Source organism: Streptococcus parasanguinis (assembly GCF_031582885.1).
Lineage (GTDB): Bacteria > Bacillota > Bacilli > Lactobacillales > Streptococcaceae > Streptococcus > Streptococcus parasanguinis_M.
The window spans coordinates 1,789,746-1,808,717 of sequence record NZ_CP133988.1; the positions used below are offsets into that span (position 1 = coordinate 1,789,746).

At 42.1% G+C, this 18,972-nt stretch carries 18 protein-coding genes, 1 tRNA gene and 1 other RNA gene; 2 read left to right on the plus strand and 18 right to left on the minus strand.

The window, feature by feature from the left end; translation table 11 throughout:
• Positions 1–44 precede the first annotated feature (44 nt).
• The 8 genes from RDV49_RS08625 to dnaG form a co-directional block, all read right to left on the minus strand.
• Positions 45–3,146 carry a DNA polymerase III subunit alpha gene (locus tag RDV49_RS08625; RefSeq protein ID WP_003006551.1) on the minus strand — a complete coding sequence of 1,034 codons (3,102 nt, stop codon included), beginning with the start codon at positions 3,144–3,146 and terminating at the stop codon, positions 45–47.
• An 83-nt stretch (positions 3,147–3,229) separates the two neighbouring features.
• Positions 3,230–3,317, minus strand: a tRNA-Ser gene (locus RDV49_RS08630).
• An 11-nt stretch (positions 3,318–3,328) separates the two neighbouring features.
• Positions 3,329–3,677, minus strand: a transfer-messenger RNA (tmRNA) gene (ssrA, locus tag RDV49_RS08635).
• A 103-nt stretch (positions 3,678–3,780) separates the two neighbouring features.
• Positions 3,781–4,575, minus strand: coding sequence for a membrane protein (locus tag RDV49_RS08640; protein WP_003006548.1), 795 nt, complete (start codon positions 4,573–4,575; stop codon positions 3,781–3,783).
• 9 nt (positions 4,576–4,584) lie between these two features.
• Positions 4,585–5,292 (minus strand): ABC transporter ATP-binding protein, encoded by a 708-nt coding sequence (locus tag RDV49_RS08645; protein WP_003006546.1) that lies wholly within the window; start codon positions 5,290–5,292, stop codon positions 4,585–4,587.
• A 171-nt stretch (positions 5,293–5,463) separates the two neighbouring features.
• Positions 5,464–5,793, minus strand: coding sequence for a metal-sulfur cluster assembly factor (locus tag RDV49_RS08650; protein WP_003006539.1), 330 nt, complete (start codon positions 5,791–5,793; stop codon positions 5,464–5,466).
• A gap of 170 nt (positions 5,794–5,963) precedes the next feature.
• Positions 5,964–7,073, minus strand: a complete 1,110-nt coding sequence (gene rpoD / locus RDV49_RS08655) for an RNA polymerase sigma factor RpoD (protein ID WP_003006536.1) — start codon at positions 7,071–7,073, stop codon at positions 5,964–5,966.
• 2 nt (positions 7,074–7,075) lie between these two features.
• A complete protein-coding gene (gene dnaG / locus RDV49_RS08660; RefSeq protein WP_037607812.1) occupies positions 7,076–8,854 on the minus strand; it encodes a DNA primase in 1,779 nt (592 codons plus the stop codon).
• A gap of 215 nt (positions 8,855–9,069) precedes the next feature.
• Between dnaG and mscL the strand changes: the two genes are divergently transcribed.
• Positions 9,070–9,450 (plus strand): large conductance mechanosensitive channel protein MscL, encoded by a 381-nt coding sequence (gene mscL, locus RDV49_RS08665; RefSeq protein ID WP_003006532.1) that lies wholly within the window; start codon positions 9,070–9,072, stop codon positions 9,448–9,450.
• 101 nt (positions 9,451–9,551) lie between these two features.
• On the opposite strand, the gene rpsU is transcribed toward mscL, so the two are convergent.
• Entirely contained in the window at positions 9,552–9,728 is a 177-nt protein-coding gene (rpsU, locus tag RDV49_RS08670) for a 30S ribosomal protein S21 (RefSeq protein ID WP_000048054.1), read from the minus strand.
• A gap of 178 nt (positions 9,729–9,906) precedes the next feature.
• On the opposite strand from rpsU, the gene RDV49_RS08675 reads away from it, so the two are divergent.
• Positions 9,907–10,875, plus strand: a complete 969-nt coding sequence (locus RDV49_RS08675) for an NAD(P)/FAD-dependent oxidoreductase (protein WP_003006528.1) — start codon at positions 9,907–9,909, stop codon at positions 10,873–10,875.
• Positions 10,876–11,165: 290 nt separating this feature from the next.
• On the opposite strand, the gene whiA is transcribed toward RDV49_RS08675, so the two are convergent.
• From whiA to glmM, 9 genes are all read right to left on the minus strand, one after another.
• Positions 11,166–12,083 (minus strand): DNA-binding protein WhiA, encoded by a 918-nt coding sequence (gene whiA, locus RDV49_RS08680; RefSeq protein ID WP_003006525.1) that lies wholly within the window; start codon positions 12,081–12,083, stop codon positions 11,166–11,168.
• Entirely contained in the window at positions 12,080–13,057 is a 978-nt protein-coding gene (locus RDV49_RS08685) for a YvcK family protein (RefSeq protein WP_003006523.1), read from the minus strand. Before RDV49_RS08685 ends, whiA begins: the two co-directional genes overlap by 4 nt.
• Positions 13,054–13,944, minus strand: coding sequence for an RNase adapter RapZ (gene rapZ, locus RDV49_RS08690; protein ID WP_009732574.1), 891 nt, complete (start codon positions 13,942–13,944; stop codon positions 13,054–13,056). The genes RDV49_RS08685 and rapZ overlap by 4 nt, the downstream gene beginning before the upstream one ends.
• Positions 13,945–14,020: 76 nt before the next feature.
• A complete protein-coding gene (locus tag RDV49_RS08695) occupies positions 14,021–14,404 on the minus strand; it encodes a RidA family protein (protein ID WP_003006514.1) in 384 nt (127 codons plus the stop codon).
• Between the two features lie 18 nt (positions 14,405–14,422).
• Positions 14,423–14,587 carry a hypothetical protein gene (locus tag RDV49_RS08700; protein ID WP_003006512.1) on the minus strand — a complete coding sequence of 55 codons (165 nt, stop codon included), beginning with the start codon at positions 14,585–14,587 and terminating at the stop codon, positions 14,423–14,425.
• A gap of 50 nt (positions 14,588–14,637) precedes the next feature.
• Positions 14,638–15,951, minus strand: a complete 1,314-nt coding sequence (obgE, locus tag RDV49_RS08705; RefSeq protein ID WP_003006510.1) for a GTPase ObgE — start codon at positions 15,949–15,951, stop codon at positions 14,638–14,640.
• 33 nt (positions 15,952–15,984) lie between these two features.
• Complete coding sequence (locus RDV49_RS08710) at positions 15,985–16,116, minus strand: DUF4044 domain-containing protein (protein ID WP_003011566.1); 132 nt, start codon at positions 16,114–16,116, stop codon at positions 15,985–15,987.
• 117 nt (positions 16,117–16,233) lie between these two features.
• On the minus strand, positions 16,234–17,559 hold the full coding sequence (locus RDV49_RS08715; RefSeq protein ID WP_003006507.1) for an LPXTG cell wall anchor domain-containing protein: 1,326 nt from the start codon (positions 17,557–17,559) through the stop codon (positions 16,234–16,236).
• A 47-nt stretch (positions 17,560–17,606) separates the two neighbouring features.
• Positions 17,607–18,956 carry a phosphoglucosamine mutase gene (gene glmM / locus RDV49_RS08720; protein WP_003006502.1) on the minus strand — a complete coding sequence of 450 codons (1,350 nt, stop codon included), beginning with the start codon at positions 18,954–18,956 and terminating at the stop codon, positions 17,607–17,609.
• Between the last annotated feature and the right edge of the window lie 16 nt (positions 18,957–18,972).

Sequence of the window (18,972 nt, forward strand, 5' to 3'; positions counted from 1 at the left end):
TTATAACACAAAGAAGACTAAAATTCTCGTATTTTTCGCAGTTTTTACCGATAAATCGTTTTCATAACAAGATTCTTTAATTCGTCTTCTAATTCTTGGTTTTTCTGGACTGTATAGCCCTTCAATTGAAGAGTTTTTTTCTCGTCTTCATAGCGTAATACCACAGGATATGGGCCTGGATATTTTTTCAAAATAGATAGAATCGTTTTGTCCTGACGATGATCGAGCAACTGAATCCAGAATTTTTCATTGGTCGCTAGTTGCGCCTCTGCTAGAATCATCTGCAAGCGCCCATCACGCTCTTGTATTTTACCCGTCAAGTAATAGAAGCCACCTTCTTTTATCAAGGAGGAAAATCGATTATAGGTTTCAGGGAAAAGGGTCACATCCAATTTTTTCTTGGTATCACTGACTTGTAAGAAAGCCATGAGATCGCCCGACTTGGTTCGAATGGTCCGGATGGCTTGCACCTCTATGAGAATTCGCGCCTGCTCTCCTTGTATGAGTTGAGAAATTGGTTGGATCTCGTAGGGACTCGTTTGCCCAATCGCAATCAATGGGTGGGTACTGAGCCCGACACCAATAATGGCCTCTTCCTTCTCATATTTTTCAGCCTGGCTAAAGTCCTCCGCTTCTGTCCAGGAATAGTTAGAATCTGCAAATAAACTACCTAGCTCATCAGCAAATACAAACAAATTCGGCAAATTGTGAAGCACCTTGCGCCTATTTTTTTCAAAAATATCAAACAATCCAAGCTCCACTAAAGGTGTTAACAAAGGCAATTTATGATACTGATTGGGTAGTCGTAAAATAAAATCTTCGACACTTTCAAAGGGACGATTGTCAATGATCCAATATGCTAAATCTCTTGGGAGTCCTTTGATATTTTTCATTCCCAAGTAGATTTTCCGATCCTGGAACTTATCTCTGTAAGGGATGGTGTTGATGGATAATGGCGCGACTTTAAAATCAAACTGGAGAGCATCTGTCAGATAATCGCTACTCGAATAATTGAGCATGACATCAAAGAAAACATCTGGATAATGGACCTTGAAATAGGCCATCTGAAAGGCCAAGGCAGAATAGGCATAGGCATGAGAACGGTTAAACCCATAGCCTGCGAATTTTTCCATGATCGCAAAGACCTCTTTGGCTTTTTCTTCCGTATGCCCAAGTTTAAGAGCACCTGCGACAAAATCGTCTTCCATCTTGTGCATTTCAGCCACATTTTTTTTGCCCATAGCCCGACGTAAGATATCGGCTTTCCCTAGGCTAAAACCTGCAAAACGCTGGGCAACCTGCATGACCTGCTCTTGGTATAGCATGATCCCATATGTGGGCCGTAAGATTGCTTCAATAGCTGGATCTAAAATCTCAACTTTTTCCTGGCCATGCTTTCTTTTGACGAAATTGTCAATGTAATCACTAGCGCCTGGACGATTGAGAGAGGTGGTCGCTACCACTTCTTCGAAATGATTGGGTCTCACTCGTCTCAAGAGGCGAATGGCTCCAGCCTGTTCAAATTGGAAAATCCCCTTGGTATCCCCAGCAGTAAACAAGGCCAAGGTTTCTGGATCTTCTAAATCAATGGCTTCAATCACGATCTCTTCTTGGTACTTTTCATAGACGGCTTCCTTCATTTTCTGAACAAAGGTTAAATTTCGCAGACCCAAAAAGTCCATCTTTAACAGACCATTGGCTTCAACCGCATGGGCATCATACTGGGTGACAAACATGTCTTCTCCATACTTGAGAGGAATGTGATCCGTCAAATCCTGGTCACTCATCACAACCCCAGCCGCGTGGATCGAGGTTTGTCTAGGTTGGCCTTCTATTCTTTTGGCAATTTCAAAGCCACGTTCAAATTCTGCTCGGCTATGAATCACTTGTCGAAAAGCTAGATTCTGTTCATAAGCTGTCGTCAGTGTATCCCTAAAGCCAATCCGCTTGGTAATGGAGGTCAATTCGTACTCTGGTACCCCAAAACGTTTAAAGACATCTCGAATGGCTTGTTTGGCCCCAAAGGTTGAAAAGGTCACGATCTGAGCTGCATGGTAACTCCCGTAACGGTCTCGCACATAGCGGATAAATTCTGGACGATAGATATCAGGAATATCAATATCAATATCCGGCATGGTGTAGCGCTCCACATTTAAAAAGCGCTCAAAGAGGAGGTTCTTCTCCACAGGATCAATCCCTGTAATTCCTAATGCATAGGCTACCAGTGAGCCTACAGCAGACCCACGTCCCATTCCCATATAATAGCCTTGACTCCGTCCGAAACGAAGAAGGTCCCAGACAATCAAGAAATAATCATCAAAGCCCATTTGGTGAATAATGTCTAATTCATACTCCAGACGTTCTTGATAGACCGGACTGGTCAAGTTCTTTCGAAGAAGACCCGCTTGTGCTAATTCTCTCAGTTCCTCAACTGCTGGTTTCTGAGGATTGAAGCGAGGCAATTTCAACTGAGTATCAATATCGTATTGAATCCCTTGGACTAGTTTTTCCAGATTTGTGATGGCTTGCGGAAATCGCTCTGCAAAATCATTCTTTAAATCCTGAGGAGTTTTTAGAACTGTTGTCGGATCAATTGGCCCTGTTTCTGTCAAGCTTTGATTGTCCTTGATGGCTGCCAGCATCTGCATGGCTTCCACATCTTCCGCCTCAAAGAAACGCACAGTATGAAGAGGGAGCACAGGGTGGCTAAACTCTTGGACCGGCGTATCCGCAAAAACTCCGATGAAGTAATCTAGACCAAGCGGCAAGTCTCCACTAGCAAAAGGAGCTGGGACAATGACTGCTACTCCTTCTGTAAGGTGCTTCACATCTTCCCAATTGCTCTTCCCCATCATTTTGACGGTCGACATCTTCATCAAATTTTGGTAGCCCTTCGTGGATAAGGCCATCATCCGAAGCGGAATTGTTTCATTGTCTACTTCTAGTCCAATTTCTAAACCGACCAAGGGGTTGAGTTTTTGGGCCTGACAGGCTTCGATAAATTCATAGGCACCATACAAATTATCTATATCCATGATTCCCAATGCGCCATACCCCATGCTTTTAGCCACTTGAACATAGTCTTTTATGGTCACAAGGCTTTCCATAAAAGTATAGACTGATTTGGTATCTAGCTGTGCAATCACTTTTTCTCCTCCCTCACTGGTCTATTTTTGGGACTCTTTTTTGTACAAAAAAACACCACTGCTACACAATGATGTCTCAACAACGGAAGACATGGGATTCGAACCCACGCACGCTTTTACACGCCTACCGCGTTTCCAACACGGCCTCTTAAGCCTCTTGAGTAATCTTCCATGAATAATAAATATGGAGCCGGTGGGAGTCGAACCCACGTCCAAACACCTGCCAGCATATTTGTCTACAACCATAGGTTATGTCTTATTTTAACAGCTACACGACACATAACTCAAGCCCTGTAGTTGCGAGTCTATCAATCTCTTATCTAACTCTTAGACCAAGCTAGATCGTATCTCGCTAAAATTAAGACCTGTCATCAAACACGAGCGATTCGAATCGGGTTACGCCTGCTGGTGTTTAGGCAGCTAAAGCGTAAGAATTATTATTTTTTGCAGTTATATTTAACTGGCGTTTTACATCCGCTAGATGAGTTGCAAAATATGCCTCATAATGCCTGTCGAATCCGTAACGACCCCAAAACGAATACAATTAGTATATCAAAATGTATCTAAAAATGCAAAAGAAAAAAATTGAACAAGAAGGCTTCCACTGGGGAGCTCCTTGTTCAATTAACTGTTCTTATTGAAGATTCAACTTATACTTGCTGATATAGTGGATGGTGAAGTACATAGAAACAATCTTAATGACTTCATAGATAAGACCTGGAATGAAGTTTGCTCCAAATTCATCAAACTTTCCATAAACCAATGCATACCCGACAGCATATGAATCTTTTAATGGATTGACTGCTGTACCGATGATACTTAACACAATACACAAGAGAAAGAAAAATAGAATAGCTTTCAATCCACGACGATTTTGGAACAGTTGGCCAAGTGCGATTGATACATAAAATAGTAAGATTCCTGAAGCTGTGGTAAAAATCCACCAGATAATCATCCAATAAAAAATTGAATGATAAAAAACTTCAGTGATAATACTAAATACAGCAGAGAGGTCTTCTCCAGTAACAGCTCCCATCACAAGTATTGTGATAAAACCACTAAAAAATAGAAGGAATAGGCAGTAAAGACTCGCTACTAAAGCTCCCACAAATTTAGACAAAATAATCGCATGAGGGCTAGCTGGAAGGGTCCAGGTCAAGTAACCTTCACGTCCGTATAAGTTGGAATAGAAACGACGAATAATAATATAGTAGTTACTAAGATAAAGACCAATGACTCCTCCAAAAATGAGAATCCCAAGAGTCCCAGTTATGATTTGCATACTATTGGTTTCCATATCCACAAAACCGTTTGTAGCACTTCCACCAATAACACCTGTAATCACTGACAAACCTAGTGCGATCAGGGTGATCAATAAATACCACTTAGCTGTCGATTTAAATTCATATTTTAATAATTTACCAAACATGGGGTCCTCCTAATAAACACGGAATTGATCACGGAAGATCTCATCGATTGATTTTCCGTGTTGATTGCGCAAAACAGTCGTATTTTCATGCAAGAGGATTCTTCCTTGGTTGATGAAAATCGCTTCATCCAAAACTTGCTCAATATCCGCAATCAAGTGAGTAGAAATCAAGACAGAAGAGTTTGGACGTCGGTTTTGAATAATGGTCCGCAAAATATAATCACGCGCTGCTGGGTCAACCCCACCGATTGGTTCATCAAGGACATACAAGTCAGCTTCACGACTCATCACCAAAATCAATTGTACTTTTTCCTTGTTCCCTTTTGAAAGGCTGTTCAATTTTTGATTTGGATGCAAATGTAAATCGTTGAGCAATTGGTAAGCTCGTTGGACATTAAAATCTGCATAAAAATCTTGGAAATAGCTAATAGCATCACTAATTTTCATATTTTCATTCAGATAAGTCGTATCTGGCAAATAGGAAACAACTTTTTTAGAAGCTGGGGATGGTAATTGCCCATGAATATAGATATTTCCAAGGCTTGGTTGCAACAAACCATTAATCAATTTAATGATGGTTGTTTTCCCGCTACCATTGGGCCCCAAAAGGCCAATAATACGGCCAGGTTGGATGTTCAAACTAACATCCATGAGAGCAACTTCATGCCCATAATTCTTTGTCACATGGTCCAAGTAGACCAAAGGATACTGATTCATGTAAATCTCCTTTATTTTCTATTTATGCTATTATACCTTGTCCCCTTGATGATTGCAACTTTATCTGAAAATTTGCTAAGAATTTGTAAATGCTTGTTCAAAAAAACAGGGATAAACAAATCAGAGGTTAGGGAAGCCCCAACCTCTGATTTGTTTTGATGCATAGAATGGTTAACTAATTCCAAGTGATATCCGCGCATAGCGGCTCATCTTTTCAACCGTCCAAGCTGGATACCAGACCAACTTCACATCCACAGATGTCACTTCTTCTACTTCTGCTAAAACATCATGAATCTGATCTGTCAGAAGGTCCGCTAATGGACACCCCATGGTCGTTAGGGTCATATCAATGACGGTTGCTCCAGTTTCACCGTCAAAATGGATCTCGTAGACAAGACCTAAATTGACAATATCAATCCCAAGCTCAGGATCGATTACCTCTTCCAAAGCATTTAAAATTTTATTTTTAATTTCTTCAATTTGCTCAGTTGTATATGCCATATGACTTCCTTTTTCTGCTATTTACTCTCGATAGAATTTCTTGGCTCGGGTTAAAAAGGTCCGCAGGATCTGGGTCGCTTCTTCATTTCTAGGCGACCGTTAAAAAGGTCCCCCTAACCTGGCCACTCTTTGGTTTTTAGGTGGCCGTTAAAAATGTCCACTGGACATTTTTAATCCTCTATAAAGTCGCGCAATGGTTTGCTTCTGCTTGGGTGGCGGAGTTTGCGGAGGGCTTTGGCTTCGATCTGACGGATCCGTTCACGGGTCACGTTGAAGACTTTCCCCACATCTTCCAAGGTCCGCATTTTTCCATCATCGAGACCAAAACGAAGACGCAAAACATTTTCTTCCCGATCTGTTAAAGTATCGAGGACTTCATCCAATTGTTCGCGTAGTACCACACGAGTGGTGTAGTCTACTGGATTTTCAATCACTTCATCTTCGATGAAATCGCCCAAGTGGCTATCGTCTTCTTCCCCGATTGGAGTTTCAAGAGAAACAGGCTCTTGAGCAATCTTCAAGATTTCACGCACCTTGTCTGGTGTCATATCCATACGTTCAGCGATTTGTTCTGGTGTTGGGTCTTGTCCCAATTCTTGCAAGAGATTGCGTTGTTCACGAACCAACTTGTTAATGGTTTCCACCATGTGAACAGGGATCCGAATGGTACGCGCTTGGTCTGCAATGGCACGAGTGATGGCCTGACGGATCCACCAAGTAGCATAAGTAGAGAACTTGAACCCTTTGGTATAGTCAAACTTATCAACGGCCTTCATCAAGCCCATATTTCCTTCTTGGATCAAATCCAAAAATTGCATTCCACGACCAACGTAACGTTTCGCAATGGAAACAACCAAACGAAGGTTGGCTTCTGCTAGACGTTGCTTGGCTTCCAGGTCCCCTTGTTCTACCAGAATGGCCAATTCTTGTTCCTCTTCATTGGTCAAAAGTGGAACGACCCCAATTTCTTTCAAGTACATCCGCACTGGGTCATTGACCTTGGCTGAGTTACTTCCAAGCAATTCCTCATCTGACAACTCCGGCTCTTCTTCATTGGTCAACACGCGCGCACTTGGGTTGCCGTCTTTATCTGTAATCGAGATTCCAGCATCCTGAATGCGTTGCAAGAGATCATCAATGCCATCTGCATCCAGTGTGAAAGGAATCACCAACTGGTCATTAATTTCATCATCTGTAGCCGTTCCACTTTTCTTGTGACTACGGATAAATTCTGCAATTTGAACATCCAATGTTGTAATATCTTTTTGTTCTTTAGCCATTCCTACTCCATTCTTCTTTTTTGAGCGATCAAACGCTCGAGTTCCAATAAAGCTTTTTCCGCATCCCCTATAGAGGAAGCTTCCTTCACTTTATTTCCAATTTGTTGACTTTCTTTGCGAAGAAGCTCACGATTCCGTGTCGCTTCTACTTCTTCTAACTCACCATCTGCTATCTCTTCTGGTAAATCTTCTTCTAACATGCGGTACCAGGCGTGCTGGACCCCTTCAGGCTGCTCGGATAGATCCTGAGAGGTGACTTCTCCATTTTGACAGAGCAATTGATACAAGATCTGTAACTCCGGCGTATCAAAGGCAAAATCAGGTCGCAAACGGTAATCATTGAGGACCATTGGAAAATCCTTCATCCTACTTAACAAATGATTTTCCGCCTTGATCAAGCGCGTCATCCCACGATTCGGCAAGAGCTCCACTGAAAAATTCGACGTTCTTGATCGTCCACCACTTTGATCCTCCTGCCGTTGATGCAAGCGACTATTATTGACAATCTGCTCAATCTGCAAATAATCAAAGTCTGGCAATAAATCTGCCAACTTATAAATATAGGTGTTTTGCGCTGTGATGGAGCGTGTCTGGGCGATCATCGGTGCCAGCTTCTCGACAAACTCAATCTGTGCCTGCAAGTTCTCAATATACTGGGGTTTCCAGTAGTGCATCAAGAATTCAACCTTACTGATCCGCGAATTCTTCAAGAGGGAAGCTAGATCTTCTGGGGAGGTCTTTTTGAGGTACTCATCGGGATCCATCTGATCAGGGATACGGACAATCTCCAACTCCAGATCCTGCAAGACATCCAAGGCCTTAGCGGTTGCTTCAAGTCCCGCCTTATCCCCATCATAGGTCAGAATGACCTTTTTGGTAAAATGAGACAGGTGCTGGACGTGCTCTGGTGTCAAGGCTGTCCCCATAGAAGCGACTGCATTTTCAATCCCAGCTCGATAAGCCGCAATGACATCCATAAAGCCTTCCATGATATACATTTCATGTTGCTTTTTGGCGCTCGTCTTAGCTTGATCCAAATGATAAAGTTCATAACTCTTATTAAATAGACGGGTACTTCGACTATTCTTATACTTGGCTTGATGACTGCCATCATCCGTTAGTTTCCACAGTCTACCAGAAAAAGCAATGACACGTCCACTATCATCCGTCAAAGGAAACATAATCCGATCCTGAAAGGCATCAAAAACTGTTCCAGCATCTGAGATTGTGAATAACCCCGAATCGGTAATCACTTTCTCAGAGAACTTCTCAGAGAGATTTCGATAGAGATAATTCCCTTCTGCTGGGGCTAAGCCCAATTGAAAATGTCGGATGACCTCATCCGTCAATCCACGTTCATGCAGATAATTTCGCGCTTCTTCTCCCATCTTTGTCGTCATCAGAATCGCCTGGTAGAACTTACTGGCTTCCTGATGAATCTCATAAAGTTCTTGGTTGGGATTGATAGACGTTGGTTGAGCCGGCCTTGCTTGGTACTGAAGCGCAATACCCGCTTTTTCTGCTACGATCTGGACCGCATCCATAAAAACGACTCCACGGTATTCCTCAATAAACTTAAAGACATCTCCCGAGCGACCACATCCAAAACAATGGTAAAACTGCTTGTCTTCAACGACATTAAAAGAAGGAGTCTTTTCACCATGAAAAGGACAGAGCCCTAAAAAATTACGGCCAGCCTTGGTCAAAGAAACAACTTCACCAATAACTTCAACAATGTTTACACTGTTTTTAATTTCTGCAATTAGCTCTTTATCAACCATAAACAGTGCCTCCATTTTACCATAGATTATCACTTTATATTTTATACTAAAAGTTAGTAAAAGTAAATTTTTTCCTACCGATTTCACACATAAAAGAAAAGATTTTCAACCTTTATCACTAATTTTAAAAAAATGAGGCATATTCCTTGTCAGTCGAATATTTTTCCGTTATACTATCATAGTAAAAAATTATTATGAAAGGACATATTTAGGATATGTTAAAAGATTTGAAAGCTTTTCTCCTTCGTGGGAACGTTGTTGACCTTGCTGTTGCAGTCGTTATCGGAGCTGCATTCGGAGCTATCGTAACATCATTTGTTAACGATATCATCACTCCACTTATTTTGAACCCAGCTTTGAAAGCTGCTCATGTTGAAAATATTGCACAATTGTCATGGAACGGTGTTGCTTACGGTAGCTTCTTGAGCGCTGTTATTAATTTCCTTGTTGTTGGTACTGTTCTTTTCTTTGTAGTGAAAGCTGCAGAGAAAGCTCAAAACCTTGGTAAAAAAGAAGAAGCTGTCGAAGAAGAAGCTCCTGCTCCTACTCAAGAAGAGTTGCTTACTGAAATCCGCGACTTGCTTGCAAACAAATAATCAGATAAAAAGATCCGATCTTCTAGCTAGAAGGTCGGCTTTTTTGTCTTCAATTTTTCTAGAGAAACAAAAAACAGACCGAAGTCTGTTCTTGTATTCAATTAGAATTTTTTACGTTTACGAGCTGCTTCTGATTTACGTTTACGTTTTACAGAAGGTTTTTCATAGAATTCACGTTTGCGTGTTTCTTGAAGAGTACCAGCTTTAGTAACCGCACGTTTGAAACGACGAAGAGCATCGTCAAGAGATTCATTCTTACGTACTACTGTTTTTGACATATTTTTCACTCCCTTCAAGTCTAAAATCTTAATAATTTTATCACACTTTAAGGACGCTGTCAAGATCTTTTGAAACTTTTCTAGCCCTCCTAGCCTTCATGTCATTTCTTTTTCCAACTTTTTCATTCTTCCCATTTTATGATACAATGGAAACAAAGAAAACCCTGAAGGAGATACTATGTCAGAAATTTATGATATTACGATTGTTGGGGGCGGACCAGTTGGTCTGTTTGCTGCTTTTTATGGCAATATGCGCCAAGTAAAAGTCAAACTGATTGATTCCTTACCTCAACTGGGAGGGCAACCAGCTATTCTCTATCCAGAAAAGAGTATCCTCGATGTACCTGGCTTTACCAATTTGACTGGTGAAGAATTGAGCAACCGCTTGATCGAGCAAGTCAAACGGTTTGATACACCGATCTTTCTCAATGAAACTGTAGAGGATATTCGAAAAGAAGGCGACCTCTTCACCATCACTACTTCTCGCCAAGTGCATCAGTCTAAAGCAGTCATTATAGCCATGGGCGGTGGTGCCTTTAAGCCACGTGCCCTTGACATTGAGGGAGCTGAAAACTTTGATAACGTCCACTATCATGTTTCGAACATCCAACAATATGAAGGACAGCAGGTGACCGTCCTTGGTGGTGGAGACTCTGCTGTAGACTGGGCTCTTGCTTTTGACAAGATTGCTCCAACTACGATCATTCATCGTCGGGATAACTTCCGTGCTTTAGAACATAGTGTAGAAGAACTCAAACAATCTTCTGTTAGCATCAAAACACCATTTGTTCCTAGCCGCTTGATTGGCGAAAATGGTCATGCCACTCATCTTGAAATCACAAAAGTTAAAACCGATGAAACCGAACTCATTCCGATTGATCACTTATTTGTCAACTATGGCTTTAAATCTTCAATCGGAAACTTGAAAGAATGGGGTGTAGAATTGCAACGCCATAAAATCAAGGTCAACCAAAAACAAGAAACCAGCCTTCCTGGAATTTATGCTTGTGGAGACTGCTGCTTCTATGAAGGAAAGATCGATCTCATCGCTACAGGCTTAGGGGAAGCCCCAACAGCTGTAAACAATGCCATCAACTACATCTATCCAGATAAGAAAGTCCAACCAACCCACTCAACAAGTTTATAATAAAAAAGGCCTTTGGCCTTTTTTAAATTGAAGTCAAACTATTTTAAGTTAATCGATTCTGCAAAGAAGTAAAAATGAGTTCCTATTTTTAGTTTGAATCAAGAAAATACAAAAACTTTCCGCTGTGAGAAAAGTGCCTGAAACAATACGTTTCAGGCACTCGGGAGTTTTGAGACATTAGGCTCAAAACTAAGTCATGGAACTTCTATGAAGTTCGCTGACGTCCGTACTCACCTAAGGAAAGTTTTTAAAAAGACTTTATCCTCATTATGAAAGACCTTTGGCCTTTTTTATTTGTCTAAATCGTCTGCGATCTTATTGATCTTACGTAAGCGGTGGTTAACACCGCTTTTTGAAATAGGTTGTTGCAAACTATCGGCGATCTGCTGGATAGAATAATCTGGATGGTTCATCCGGATATAGGCAACTTCTTGCAGGTCACTTGGTAAACTCCCTAGGCCGACCGTATCCACAATTTTACTAATATTATTAATGGTTTTCATGCTAGCAGTAACTGTGCGCTGGATATTGGCCATCTCGGCATTATTGGCCCGATTGAGGTCATTACGCGTCTCTCTCATAACCTTGATGGACTCAAATTCCTGCATGGCTTGCATGGCCTCTACCACAATTAGAAAATCAATAATATCTTCCGCTCGTTGCAGATAGGTTACCACTCCTTTTTTCCGCTCGATGGTTTTCGCATCTAGTAAAAATCCTTGCATGAGAAGGGCAATTCCTTCCGCGTGGTCTGTATAAACAGAATGAATTTCCAGCTGGTACTTCCCTTTTTCAGGATCTTTTATCGAACCACTCGACAAAAAAGCTCCTCGAAGGTAAGCACGACTGGCTACTTCATCCTCTAAAACACTAGCATCAATGCCTGTCTCAATCCCAAAGAAGGCATCTGCCAAATGCAAGTCAGCTAAAATTTCTTCTACCTTTTCATCCAAGAATACTGTGTAAACACGATTCTTTTTCAAATTGGTTTTTTGATGGTGGCGAATATCTGATTTGGCCTCATAAAAATGATGCAATAATTCATAGATATGGCGAGCAATCTTGGCATTTTCTGTCGTTACCGAGAGCGTCAAGCCACCCATTGATATGCCGAGGCTCCCAGACATCTTGATAATAGCAGCTAATTCACTCTTTTCAAATCGCTTGAGAGACAATAATTCTTCTTTGACACGAACCGTAAAACTCATTTTCTCACCTGCACGATCTGCATCAGCTCTTCGACCACTTTTTCACCATCATGAAAAGCTCCCCCGTTGACCAGCTTTAAGAAATCGGAAGAAATCACTTGAGGCACTTGCGATCGCAAGCCCTTAAAATCATGCTCTACCTGCACTAAGTATTCATCAAATTTATTGCTGTTCATATAAGCTGCGGGAACCTGATTGATATTGACAAGGACGGTGTCGATGAACTTTTCTCCCAAATGTTTGTGGAGCACGGCCACGTGGTCACTATCTGTGAAATGTTCGGTTTCTCCTCTTTGGGTCATGATATTGCAAACATAGGCTACTTGGGCTTTGGTTTCAAGTATGGCTTTCCCAATCTCATCGATCATCAAATTAGGAAGGATCGAGGTAAAGAGCGAACCAGGACCCAAGACGACCATATCACTTTCAAGAATCGCTTCCACCACTTTCTTACTAGCCTTTGGACGCTCTTGATCATAGGTATTGGTCACATAAACATGATCAATCATGCCGGTATAGTTGGCAATGTGGCTTTCTCCTACTATTTCTTTTCCATCTTGAAAGACAGCATGAAGGGTCAAGGGACTATCACTGGAAGGATAGATCTTGCCGGTTGTATGAAAGAACTTGGTCAACAACTGCATGGCATTATAGGTCGAGCCTTGCATCTCTGAAATTCCTGCAATGATCAAGTTTCCCAAAGGGTGCCCAGCCAAAGGACCATCATCGTCTGCAAAGCGGTATTGAAAGACCTTCTCATAAAAACGAGGCATATCTGACATGGCAACCAAGACATTTCGAAGATCCCCAGGTGGTGTCAATTTTTGAATGTTCTTCCGCAATTCACCTGAGCTACCGCCATCATCTGCAACAGTTACAATGGCAGTGATCTCAACCGGTTTCTTTCTTAGACTATCGAGAATAACAGAAATCCCTGTTCCTCCTCCAATAACGGTTACTTTAGGTTTTCTCATGAGCGATTCACCGTTTCTTTCCGTCTGTCCTTGTCTCTATGACTGCAATTGACCTGCCAATTTTTTTCTAAATCATGCGCTAAGCGCTCTGCAAAGGCTACTGAACGGTGTTGCCCACCGGTACATCCCATAGCAATGGTGAGAACGGATTTACCCTCACGTTTATAGGACGGTAAAATAGGTACGATCAAGTCATGGAGATGACGGTAAAAGTCCTCTGATTCAGGGTGATCCATGACATAATCATAGACTGCTGGATCCTGACCGGTTAAATTCCGAAGTTCCAATTTGTAGTAGGGGTTTGGAAGGAAACGCACGTCAAACACGAGATCGGCATCGATCGGAAGGCCATATTTAAAACCAAATGACATGACCTCAACCCGAAAATCTGGCTGATTATCTTGACTGGCAAATTGTTCTGCGATCGTTTTTCTTAAATTACGAGGTGTCAACTCAGTCGTATCCACCACATTTTGACTGATATTTTTTAAAGGGGACAAGAGTTCGCGCTCTAGGGTAATCCCATCCAAGACACGGCCATCTGCCGCTAGTGGGTGACTACGACGGGTTTCCTTGTATCGTGCTACCAACTCACTGTCAGTGGCATCCAAGAACAAGACCTTGAAATCGAGGTCTTCTTGGTTGTCCAATTCATCCAAAATGGTGCGAATTTCATTGAAAAAAGAACGGCTCCGCATATCCACAACAACGGCTAATTTATTGTTATCGGGACTGTGGCGCATGAGCTCAATAAATTTCAGCAAGAGCGCCGGTGGCATATTATCGATGGTAAAGTAACCCAAATCCTCAAACGATTGGATGGCAACGGTCTTGCCCGCACCGCTCATCCCCGTTACCATGACCAGTTGAATCTTACTTTCTGTCATTTTCTCCTCCCAAAATAAAACAGAGTGGCCTACAGTTTCCTGCTCTCCACTCTGTCTTTTTGTCTTTGAATGGTTATTAGGCTTTGATTTCCGCAATAACTTCAATTTCAACCTTCACATCACGTGGCAGGCGTGCTACTTCAACAGCAGACCGAGCTGGAAACTCTGTAGTAAAGACTGTTTTATAGACCTCATTAAAAGGTACAAAGTCATTCATATCACTTAAGAAACAAGTAGTTTTCACCACGTGATCAAAGTCTGTCCCAGCCTCTTCCAAAATAGCCCCAATGTTCTTTAAGACTTGTTCTGTTTGTTCTTGGATGGTTTCGCCAATGATTTCGCCTGTTTCAGGTGACAAGGGAACTTGTCCACTTGCAAAGAGAAGATTCCCTACGATTTTCCCTTGAACATAAGGTCCAATTGCTGCGGGTGCTTTATCTGTATGAATTGTTTTTGCCATAGTATTCTCCAAGTCTATTTACTTCTGCTGGTTTTCTTTTGCTAATTTTTCCCTTTGTAAGCGCAATTTGCGCTTAGGATTTAGCGTATTAAAGAGTTCTTCTAGTTTTTCAGCATTCCAAACATCGGCTGCTGAAACAAAATTTCCATTTTCATCTCGAAAAGATATTGGTTTATCTCCCACTGAAAAGCCTCACTTCTTATTTGGAATCCTTGATCCGCTGGGGATCTAACCTAATCTACAAACTCAAATTCAAATTTACCGATCCGGACGATATCGCCATCTTTTGCTCCACGCGCACGGAGGGCTTCATCAACACCCATGCCACGCAATTGACGAGCAAATTTCATGACCGCTTCATCACGATCGAAATTCGTCATATTAAAGAGTTTTTCAAGTTTTTCACCAGACAAGACCCAAGCGGCATCGTCATCCCGACTGATGTCAAAGGCTGGCTGGTCTTCATCAAAGCCATAGTAGACTTCTTCTTGGGCCATTTCGTCTTCTGAATACAAGAGGAATTCTGGTGTTTTGTCTAACAATTCTGCCGTTGCTTCTAACAAATTGTCCAAACCTTGATGCGCCAAACTAGAGATCGGGAAAATCTGTGGCAGTTCATCAAACTCATCATAATTGGCTGCCAATTTCTTCTTGAATTCTTTCAAGTTTTCTTGGCTCTCTGGCATGTCCATTTTATTTGCCACGATAATCTGAGGACGTTCCATCAAGCGAAGGTTATAAGTTTCAAGCTCTTTGTTGATTTGAACATAATCTTCATAAGGATTGCGTCCTTCACTGGCTGACATATCAATAACATGCAAGATAACCCGGGTGCGCTCGATGTGACGAAGGAACTGGGTTCCGAGTCCAACACCTTGGCTAGCTCCTTCAATCAATCCAGGAAGGTCTGCGACTGCAAAGGATTCACCTGATGGCGTCCGAACCATGCCCAAATTTGGAACGATGGTTGTGAAATGATAGGCCCCAATCTTCGGCTTAGCTGAAGTGATGACACTAAGAAGGGTTGATTTCCCAACAGAAGGGAAGCCAACCAAACCAACGTCTGCCAATACCTTGAGTTCTAATTCGAGTTCGCGTTCCTGACCCGGTTCCCCATTCTCAGAAATCTCTGGGGCTGGATTCTTAGGAGTAGCAAAACGAATATTTCCACGTCCGCCACGGCCACCGTGTGCGACAATGTACTCTTGTCCATTTTCAACTAGGTCTGTAATGACCTTGCCAGTCTCAGCATCTCGGACGGTCGTCCCTTGAGGGACTCGTACATAGAGATCTTCTGCTCCCCGTCCGTGCATCCCTTTGGTCATTCCTTTTTCCCCATTTTGGGCTTTGAAATGCCGGTTATAACGGAAGTCCATCAAGGTACGCAAGCCTTCGTCTACAACGAAGATGACATTGCCACCACGACCTCCATCACCACCCCAAGGTCCGCCATTAGGGACATATTTTTCACGGCGAAAGGCCACCATGCCATCGCCGCCATTTCCAGCCTTGACCTTAATCTTGGCTGTATCTAAAAACATACTCATAAATAGATGATTTCCTTTATTTCTGCGTGCGTCTTAGTAAGAAAGAGCACCAATTGCGGTTGCAAAGATTGCACCAACCGTTACAATCAACATAATCACAATGACCACCATCGTGATCATTTCAAATGGTGTTTTTTTACGTTTTCCGTTATCTCCAAAAGCCACTTCTAATACCTCGATTACTATAAATTCATTAGCCCTATTTTACCACGAAATAGGGGATTTTTCAAATCGAGCCTACACAAAAAGACCAGACAGATGTCTGATCTTTCATTGATCATTTTAAGAATCTTTTCTTACACGTAAAACTCCAACCGATAGAACTGCTAGGAAGACACCCATGACAAGAACCACCGGTGTCATCTTTTCACCTGTACTTGGAAGAACTTTTTTCTTACCAGGTTTTGGAGCTTCTTCTTTAACAGAAGATGAAGATGATTTCAATGAAGAACTTGATGTGGATGTTGAGTTCGATGTAGAACTGGAACTCGTTGAAGATGATGAACTTGATGAAGAACTAGAACTCGTTGAAGATGATGAGCTTGATGAAGAACTAGAACTTGATGAGGAGGTTGAGCTAGGTGTCGGTGGCGTTTGTTCTTTCTCACCCAATCCTTCGCCAGATCCTGTTTCCAATCGCACCTCACGGGTTAAACTACGCGGTACTGGGAAATTGGTTGCCTTCCATGTTAATGTATTATGGACAATATCACCGACTTTAGTTCCAGGAGCTACTTTTGTAGAATATTCAATATACATTGGCCAATTGTAATTATCACCAAATTCAATTGTAAAACCAGTGATTTTTCCATCTGCATTCTTATCGAAAACAGCTTTTTTAGTAAAGTTATCTAGAACTGGGAGACTCAAGATCTGCGCTTCGTTCTTGATCCCACCTTCTACAGGAGCATAGCGAACCGCACGTAAGCTCCCTTCAACCAATGTTAAACCATCTCCGAATTGGTCTTTAATGACCATTCCTCGCAGCATATCTTGACGGGCATTTAAGAGAATCCGCCATTTGATTATGGTTGGATCAGACTTATCTTGATAGCCGTATTTCATTTCATAGTCCCCAGCTTCCCCAGCTGTTTTTTCATAATTCAAGGAAAAATCTGTATTTCCTAGTTTAAACTGGATTGGAGATGTTTTTGTAACTACTTCTGAGTCTACTTTTACATCAAAATGAAGAGCAACTCGTTTGTTGAGTGGATGAGATGCGAAATAATCATTAAAGGTAACGGTCACTGTTTTCTTAGCTGTATCAACGACAGCTTTCCCCACAGTTTGACCATTTGATTGGCCTTCCTCAAGAACATTGAATTCCAATGCTGTGTAGAGGGCTAATTCTTTTGGCAAACTAAGAGTTAAGGTATCACCAGCTTGAATAGTTTGCGAATCTGGAAAGGCTAAATAAATACTTGCTGACAATTTTTCATTTGTCAACACCTTGCTTCCATTTGTTAGCGTGTTACCATCTTTCGTTAGACGTGCTGTCTGTGTATACGATGAGACTTCTGCAGCATGAATTGTTTTAGTCAAACCAGCTGTGAATAGAATCGTTAGCACTAAGGCAAGTGCCCATACAATTTGACGAACCTGTTTCATATATACCTCCTCTGCTCGCCTATTTGCGAGCCATGTTTTTTACAAGGTTAAAGTCCGATTTCTGCTTGAACAACTGCAGCAATGGTATCTACATAGTAGTCCACTTCTTCATGGGTTGGAGCTTCTGCCATGACACGAAGGAGGGGTTCAGTTCCACTTGGACGCACGAGGATGCGGCCATTTCCTGCCATTTCCGCTTCCATTTTTTCAATGATTTCACGGATAGCGGGTACTTCCATTGCCTTGTCTTTCATGCTATTTTCAACCCGGATATTGACAAGCTTTTGTGGGTAAATGGTTACTTCTGCAGCTAATTCAGACAATTTTTTGCCGGTTTCTTGCATGATTTTGGTTAATTGAACGCCTGTTAATTGACCATCACCAGTCGTGTTGTAATCCATGATGACTACATGACCGGACTGTTCCCCACCAAGGTTATACCCAGATTTGCGCATTTCTTCGACCACATAACGGTCTCCAACAGCTGTGATTTCTTTTTGAATCCCCTTCGCATCTAATGCCTTGTGGAAACCGAGATTGGACATGACGGTTGTAACGATCGTATTTTTTTCGAGCAAGCCCTTGCTTGAAAAATACGAACCGATGATGTACATGATCTTATCCCCGTCTACGATTTCTCCATTTTCATCCACTGCAATCAAGCGATCACTATCTCCGTCAAAGGCAAGACCAATCGCTGCGCCTACTTCTTTCACTTTCTCTTGCAAGTGCTCTGGGTGAGTAGAGCCAACCCCATCATTGATGTTCAAACCATCTGGGTTTTCACCGATGACAGTCAATTGAGCTCCTAAATCTGCAAAGATTTGACGAGCACTGGTAGAGGCTGCACCATTTGCTGTATCCAAAACCACGTGCATGCCCTCGAGTTGGACACCTGTCGATACAAGGAATTCTTGATACTTACGCAAGCCTTCCGGATATTCCATGACTGTTCCTAAACCTTGCGCACTTGGACGTGGAAGGGTATCTTCAGCGGCATCAAGCAAGGCTTCAATTTCAAGCTCGCGATCATCATCCAATTTGAAACCATCACCACCAAAGAATTTGATTCCATTGTCCAAGGCTGGATTGTGGCTAGCAGAAATCATAACGCCGGCGCTGGCTTTTTCCGTACGAACCAGATAGGCAACACCTGGCGTGGCAATCACACCCAACTTATAAACGCGAATCCCAACTGATAAGAGGCCAGCGATCAAAGCATGCTCCAGCATTTCACCAGAAATACGCGTATCACGTCCAACAAATACCAAAGGTGTTTCTTCTTCATGTTGGCTCAACACATAACCACCGAAACGACCCAACTTAAAGGCTAATTCTGGCGTTAATTCTACATTTGCTTCTCCACGGACACCGTCCGTTCCAAAATATTTACCCATTTTTGATTACCTTTTT